Here is a 7,240-nt window from a genome sequence, read left to right as displayed (position 1 = left end):
ATTCTGTGTCGCGGGCGGCGCGCTCGGCGGCGTCGCGCAGGCGCTTGGCGGCGGAGATCCGCGCCAGGACCGGCTGGGCCTCCACGAGGCTGTCGAGGGCCTGACGGGCGGCCTCGTCCCAGGGCAGCTCGCGGTGGAGGCGGGCCGGTGTGGCCTCGACCTTGTCCATGTCGCGGGCGAGCGGCAGGATGTGGAAGAGGGTGTCGAACAGGGCGTTGCAGACTTCCTGGACCAGGTAGGTGGCGCCCGCGTAGCCCATGAACGGCGTCCCGGTATGCCGCCGGATGATGGCGCCGGGGAACGAGGCCGGAACATAGGTCGCCCGGGCGCCGCACTCCGCGAGGTACATCCGCTCGTTGAACGACCCGAAGAGAACCAGGGGCGGCTTCGCCGCGATGGCGGCCCGCACGGCGTCGTTGTCGGGCTTCAGCCCGGCCGAGCGGCCGAAGGCGAAATGGCAGGGCAGGCCCATCTCGTCTTCGAGGAAATGACGCACGCCCCGGGCGTAGGTCTCGGTGGCGACGATGCCGAAGCTCGCGGTACCGAAGAAGTCCTGTGTCACCGACCGCCAGAGATCCCAGACCGGCTTGATGGTCGTATGCCGCTCCCGCTCGATGAACGGCTCCGGGTCGAGGCCCAGAATGGCACCCAGCGAGCGCAGGAACTTCGTCGTCGAGAGGATGCCGATCGGCGCCTGCAGGTAGGGCCGCTCCAAGTCTTCGCAGAGCAGGCGGCCGAATTCCCGGTACAGACAGATGTTGGCGTCGGCGTTGACCAGCTTGGGCACGTCCGCGAGGTGCGAGCCCAGCGGGAAGGTCAGGTTCACCTCGGCGCCGATCCCCTCCACCAGCCGCCGGATCTCGGCGAGGTCGGAGGGCATGTTGAAGGTGCCGTAGGCCGGACCGATGAGGTTGACCCGCGGCCGCTCGCCGGGCTTGCGCTCCGGCCGGGCCGGGATGCCCTTCTTGGCGAACTTCTTCGCCCCGTATTCCTGCCACAGCCAGCGCATCGCCCGGTCGGCGGCCTGCCACTGGTCCTCGTCGATGGTCCGGGGCAGGAAGCGCTGGAGGCCGGTGCCCTCGGGGGTGACGCCGCCGCCGATCATCTCGGCGATGGAGCCGGTGACGACCACGCTGGGCTGGCCGGGATCGAGGGTCGCGTGGGCGCGCTTCATGGCGCCCTCGGTGCCGTGCCGTCCGAGCTCTTCCTCGGCGAGGCCCGTGACCACGATCGGCAATTCATGGGGTGGCAGCGCATCGGTGTAGTGCAGCACCGACGTCACCGGCAGGTTCTCGCAGCCCACGGGGCCGTCGATGACGACCTGCAGGCCCTTGATCGCCGTGAAGACGTAGACCGCGCCCCAGTATCCGCCGGCCCTGTCGTGATCGAGGATCAGCATTATGCCATCTCCCCGATCGGCTTCTTCGGGCCCTCGATCTTCGGGCCCTGCCGCCGCTGCGGCACCTCCTGCCAGACCCCCGCGGCGTAGCCGGTGCCGACGCCCTCGAAGAAGTCGCGCATGGCATCGAACCGCGCCTTGTTGCCGAGCGCGGCGTTGATCACCGTGGCGAGCGACCCGGCACCGGCCGCGCCCATCAGCGGGCGGGCCGAGATCAGGTTGGTGAAGTAGAGGGCGGGCGTGCCGCGCTCCTTGGCCCGCTGCACCACCGGCGTCGTGCCGATGGCGAGGTCGGGCTTGAGCGAATCCAGGGCGTAGAGATCGTCCTCCAGGGAGGCGCGGTACTGAACCTGCGTGCCCCGCGCTTCCAGCCATTCGCGGTCGGACTCGGACCAGGGCGTGCGCGGGCAGGCGGTGCCGACATAGGGGACCTCGGCGCCGCTCTCGACCAGCAGCCGGGCCACCAGCAGCTCCGAGCCCTCGTAGCCCGAGAGGGTGATTCGGCCCTTGATCGGCATGGCGGCGAGCGCCCCGCGAATGCCGGGCAGGATCCGGTTCTTGGCCGCCTCGACGGTGGCGCGGGGCACCGCGCAGGCCTCGCCGATCCGGTCGAGCCAGTCGGCGGTTCCGTCGACGCCCACCGGGGCCGAACCGACGATCGGGCGGCCCGCCGCCTCGAATTCGCGGATGGAGGCGGTGTAGAACGGGTGGATCGCCGCCACGGCGGCGCAGTCGAGGGCGGCGTAGAGCTCGCGCCACTCGCGGGTCGGCACCACCGGGCCGGCCGCGAGTCCGAGCGGCTCCAGGAGCGACGCGATCACCACCGGATCGGCCGGGAAGACCTCGCCGAGGAGCGCCACGCTCGGGCGCTCCGAACGGCCGCCCCGGGGCGCCGCCACCGGTCCCTGCTCGGCTTCCGCGCGGGCGACCTTCAGCATGGCGCCGGCGAGCACGTCCTTCGCCTCGGCATGGGTCGGGACGCCGAAGCCCGGCACGTCGATGCCGATCACCCGGACGCCGTCGATCTCCTTCGGCAGAAGGCGCAGCGGGACGCCGGAGGCCGTGGGCACGCAGAGATTGATGACGACGACGGCGTCGTAATCCTCGGGCTTCGCCGTGGCGTAGACCGCCTCGCGGATATCCTCGAACAGCTTGCCGGTGACCAGGGTCTCGGAATTGAACGGCACGTAGCCGACGCTGCGCCGGGCCCCGTAGAAGTGCGAGGTGAAGGTCAGGCCGTAGACGCAGCAGGCCGACCCGGAGAGGATCGTGGCGGTCCGGCGCATGCGCAGCCCGACCCGGAGCGAGCCGAAGGCGGGGCACATGCTCTGGGGCTGGTCGTGCGGACCCTGCGGATAGTCGCTGCGGAGTTGTGCCAGGGTGTCCGACAGGCCGGCGGCCTCGGCGGCCGCCCGCATCGCGTCCTTGCCGGCGTGGCAGCCGAGCCCGTCGCCCTCGGTGGCGGCGCGATCGATGGTGGGCGCCGCCTGGCGGGCCCGCAGATCGGCGATGTCGAGGGAGACGGCCATCGCTCAGACCTCGTCGTAGACGACTTCGAGGGACGGCTTGGACACGTGGGCGACGCCGCACATGTCCTCGTGGGTTGCAGGCACCAGCACCACGTCGCGGCCGGTGACGTCGCTGGAGAACAGGCCGAGCAGCCCATCCTGTGTCAGCGGGGTCGGCCGGTGCGGCGCGGCGTCGGCGACGTTGGCGGCCAGATCCGAGAACAGGCTGCCCCAGCGGCTCTCCGGCCGGCCGATGATCTCGTAATTCGCGCTCTTGCGGCGGATATCGTCGTCGGCCGGGATCGAGGCGAGGACCGGGATGCCGGCGGCATCCGCGAAGGCCTGCGCCTCGCCGGTGCCGTCATCCTTGTTGATCACGAGGCCGCCGACGCCGACATTGCCGCCGAGCTGCGGAAATACTCCACCGCCGAGCAGACGTTGTTGGCGACGTAGAGCGATTGCAGGTCGTTCGAGCCGACGACGATGACCTTCTGGCACATGTCCCGGGCGATCGGCAGGCCGAAGCCGCCGCAGACCACGTCGCCCAGGAAGTCGAGCAGGACGAAGTCGAAGCCCCATTCGTGGAAGCCGAGCTTCTCGAGGAGCTCGAAGCCGTGGATGATGCCGCGGCCGCCGCAGCCGCGCCCGACCTCGGGCCCGCCGAGTTCCATGGCGTAGACGCCGTCGCGCTTGAAGCAGACGTCGCCGATGGCGACCGCCTCGCCGGCCAGCTTCTTCTTGGTCGAGGTCTCGATGATGGTCGGGCAGGCCTTGCCGCCGAACAGCAGCGAGGTGGTATCGCTCTTCGGATCGCAACCGATGAGCAGGACCTTCTTGCCCTGCTGGGCCATCATGTAGCTGAGATTGGCGAGGGTGAACGACTTGCCGATGCCGCCCTTGCCGTAGATCGCGATGATCTGGGTCTCTTTCTTGGCCGGGCTCGTCGCGACGGGATCCGGTTCGACCGCGGCCTCGGCGCGGAGCTGCGCGGCTTGGGACAGGGCGGCCTTGTTGAGCTGAACGTTCACGCGGCGTCCCTCCAATCGAGGATCATCTTCAGGCAGGCCGGATCCGCGAATGCGGTGCGGTAGGCGTCCTGGGCTCGACCCGCGGGAAGACGGTGGGTGATCAGTCCGTCGAGAGACAGGCGTCCGCCTTCGATCAGTGTCGTCACCGCCGCCGTGTCCTCCGGACGGAACTCGGCGGAGATCCGGATGCGCGCCTCGCGCATGAAGGCGGGCGGGAAGGCGAAGCTCAGGGGAGCCTCGTAGAACCCGGCCAGGACGATCTCGCCGCCGGGCGCCAGCCGGGCGATCAGGTCGTCGAGGCCGGCGGCGTTGCCGCTGACGTCGGTGATCGTCGCGTAGTCGCGGCGCGGGTCGGCGTCGGGCGCCACGACCGCGTAGCCATGGTCTCCCGTGGCCCGGGCCGGATCCGTCTCCCAGACCGTCGGCTCCGCGCCGGCCGCCAGGGTTAGGCGGGCGAGCAGCCGTCCGAGGACGCCGTGCCCGACGATGAGCGGGGTCGCTCCGGGCCGGATCCCGCCGAGGGCGCGATAGGCCGTCGCCGCCAGGGCCAGGAGGCAGGCCCGGTCGCCCAGCGACGCGTCCACCGGCACGAGCCGGGCGGCCGGCGCCACCAGATGAGAGGCCGCGCCGCCGAACAGGCCGCGGATGGAACCGAAGCAGCGCGCCCCCGGAACGTAGACGGTCTGGCCGACCCGAACCGAGGTATCGGCGCCGGCCTCGATGACGGTCCCGACGGATTCGTAGCCGGGTACGAGCGGATATCCCATCCCGGGAAAGGGCGGCATGCGACCCGACCAGAGCAGGCGCTCGGTGCCGGTGCTGATCCCGCTCCAGGAAATGGCCACCACGGCATCGGCATCGCCGGGCGGCGTCAGAGCCAAGCGCTGAACCGAAAGGTGCTCCGGGTTTTCCAGAATGACGGCCAGAGCGTCCATGGCTGGAATCGTCCACCCTTTGCCTTGCGACTCTCTCTGATGCGAAGCCGCTAAGTGTCATCCTAGATAGACACAGGCCAGCGTCAAGTGACACTTACTTGAGGCGGCCTGTTTTTTGGGCTTTCAGAACTCGGGTGAGCAGCGGGCGTCGGGTTGGATGTTCATGCGTCACGGCGAATCCTGCCGTCCGGAGCATCGCGCGGAGCTCCTCCGCACGGCGCGGGCGCCCGGATCCCATCGCCAGGAGATAGAAGCCGAAATAGGCGTCCCCGACCGGTTCCGCGCCCGGCGTTCCGGCCATGGGTTCCGCGAGCAGAAGCGTTCCGCCCGGCGGCAGAGCCGCGTGGGCCGCTCGGAGCAACGCCAGGGCGGGCTCGTCGTCGTGGTCGTGGACGATCCGAACGAGGGAGATCGTGTCGGCGCCGGTCGGCAGGCCTCCGTGGAAATCGCCGCCGCGGCAGGCGATCCGGCCTTCGAGGCCGGCCTGCGCCAAGCGGCTGGCGGCGCGTTCGGCCACGGCGGGGAGATCGAACAGGGTCAGGCGCGGCGTCGCGTGCCGTCCTGCCACCGCTTGCAGGAAGGCGCCCTCCCCGCCTCCGACGTCCATCAGGTGCCGGACCCCTGACAGGTCGCAGGCATCGAGCACGTCCTCCGCGATCAGCGCCTGCGAGGCGCCCATCAGGCCGCTGTAGGGGGCCACCGTCTGCGCATCGCCCGAGAGGCCGGAGGCATAGGGCCAGTAGCGCGCGAGTCCGGTCGGCGGGGCCTGGCCGCGAAGCAGAGCCACCGGATCCGCAAGGTCTGCGTAGAGCAGCGCGTGATGCTCGATCATCGCGGCGATCCCGGGATTGCCGACGAGAGCGGCACCGAGATCGGCCAGCCCGAACCGCTCGCCCGACAGGGCGCGGACAAGCCCGAGGGATTCCGCGGCCCGAAGAAGGCGCCGGGTGTTGTCCGGCGGCAGGTCGAGCCGGCGAGCGAGGGCTTCGATCGTCAGGGGGCCTTCGGCCAGGATCGCGAACAGGTCGAGGCGGACGCAGGCGGTCAGAACCTGCGCGTAGACGAAGCCCGCGCAGAGGTCGAAGAGGGCGCGCGTGTTCCGGCGGGCGATGCCCCGCGTGAGGGGGAAGCCCGCAGCCCAGCGCTGGAAGCGGGGGCTCGCGACCAGGCGGCTGCGCCAGGCGTTCCATCGATCCGTCCAGGCGGACGGGACGGACGCCGCCGCACCGATGCCGGAGAGCGATCGGCCGGTCAGGCCGTCACCGCCCGCAGGCTCGCGGGCAGGAACAGCCGCGCCTGCGCCTCGATCTCGGCGGTCAGCGCGGCCATGCCCGGGCAGGCCGGAATCGCCGCCACGGCCTCGCGCGTCAGTCTCGACAGCCGATCCAGCGCGCCGCCGGTGCCCAGAAGCGCCGCAGCGTTGGGCCGCCCCAGAGTTGCGTCGCGCCCGGCAGGCTTGCCGATCTCCTCCTGGCGGCAGGCGACGTCACGCAGGTCGTCGGCGACCTGATAGGCCTCGCCGAGGCACTCGCCGAGGCGGCGCCAGGGCTCCGAATCCGCTCCCGCCGCGGCGGCGCCGGCGACGGTGGCGGCGGCGAACAGGGCCCCGGTCTTCGCCTGCTGGTAGTCGCTGAGGCTGATATGGGCCTCCGATTCCCAGGCTTGCCCTGCGGCGATGCCCGACGGCGACCCGGCGGCGCGACCGAGGAGGCCCACGAGCCGTCCCAGGCGCGCGGGATGGGAGCCGGCGGACCGGGCCAGTGTCTCGAAGGCAAGGACGATCAGGGCGTCGCCGGTCAGGACGGCGATGGGCTCGCCGAAGGCGACATGGACGGAGGGCTTCTGCCGCCGCATCGGCGCATCGTCGAAGCACGGCAGGTCGTCATGGACCAGGGAGGCGCAGTGCAGAAGCTCGATGGCTGCGGCCGCCGCTTCTGAGCCGGCCGGATCGTCATCGCCGCAGGCGCGGGCGACCGACAGGCACAGCCGCGGCCGGATCCGATGCCCGCCCGGGAACACCGCGTAACGGAGCGCCTCCGCCAGAAGGGGCGGCGCGCCCGGCGCCTCCGCGTGAGCAACGGCGCGATCCAGCGCCATCTCGATCCGCCGACCGGACTCCATCGCGTTGCCTCCCGTGTTGTGTGCGGTTGTCAGCAACAAGTGTCATTTCTTATTGACACTTTGGCGCCGGCAGATCAATCCCGTTTCCGGGGGAGAAGGTGGAGCGACCGTGGCGCAGGAGCGCGTCGTCGTGATCGGAGCGGGGATCGGTGGTCTCGCCGCGGCCGTGCGGCTCGCTCATGCCGGATTCCACACCACGGTCCTCGAGCGGGCGCAGCAGCCCGGCGGAAAGATGCGCGCCATCCCCGT

General features: G+C 71.0%; 6 protein-coding genes and 1 pseudogene. 1 reads left to right on the top strand and 6 read right to left on the bottom strand.

From position 1 onward, the window contains the following. From bchZ to I53_RS16550, 6 genes and pseudogenes are all read right to left on the bottom strand, one after another. On the bottom strand, positions 1-1,399 hold a 1,399-nt coding region (bchZ, locus tag I53_RS16575), incomplete at its 3' end, for a chlorophyllide a reductase subunit Z (RefSeq protein WP_043352590.1). Next, on the bottom strand, positions 1,399-2,928 hold the full coding sequence (bchY, locus tag I53_RS16570; RefSeq protein WP_043352589.1) for a chlorophyllide a reductase subunit Y: 1,530 nt from the start codon (positions 2,926-2,928) through the stop codon (positions 1,399-1,401). The genes bchY and bchZ, both read right to left, overlap by 1 nt. A gap of 3 nt (positions 2,929-2,931) precedes the next feature. Next, positions 2,932-3,935 (bottom strand): annotated as a pseudogene (locus I53_RS16565) (chlorophyllide a reductase iron protein subunit X). Continuing rightward, a complete protein-coding gene (gene bchC / locus I53_RS16560) occupies positions 3,932-4,870 on the bottom strand; it encodes a chlorophyll synthesis pathway protein BchC (RefSeq protein ID WP_043352588.1) in 939 nt (312 codons plus the stop codon). Before bchC ends, I53_RS16565 begins: the two are co-directional and overlap by 4 nt. 94 nt (positions 4,871-4,964) lie before the next feature. Then, positions 4,965-6,101, bottom strand: coding sequence for a methyltransferase (locus I53_RS16555; RefSeq protein ID WP_043352587.1), 1,137 nt, complete (start codon positions 6,099-6,101; stop codon positions 4,965-4,967). A 20-nt stretch (positions 6,102-6,121) separates the two neighbouring features. Next, entirely contained in the window at positions 6,122-6,991 is an 870-nt protein-coding gene (locus I53_RS16550; protein ID WP_043352586.1) for a polyprenyl synthetase family protein, read from the bottom strand. A 109-nt stretch (positions 6,992-7,100) separates the two neighbouring features. Between I53_RS16550 and I53_RS31420 the strand changes: the two genes are divergently transcribed. Then, positions 7,101-7,240, top strand: a 140-nt coding sequence (locus tag I53_RS31420) for an FAD-dependent oxidoreductase (RefSeq protein WP_148291170.1), incomplete at its 3' end; no start/stop codon positions are given.

The sequence above is a fragment of the Methylobacterium sp. B1 genome (assembly GCF_000333255.1).
Taxonomy (GTDB): Bacteria; Pseudomonadota; Alphaproteobacteria; order Rhizobiales; family Beijerinckiaceae; genus Methylobacterium; species Methylobacterium fujisawaense.
This window is presented reverse-complemented; position numbering and strand designations above follow the sequence as displayed.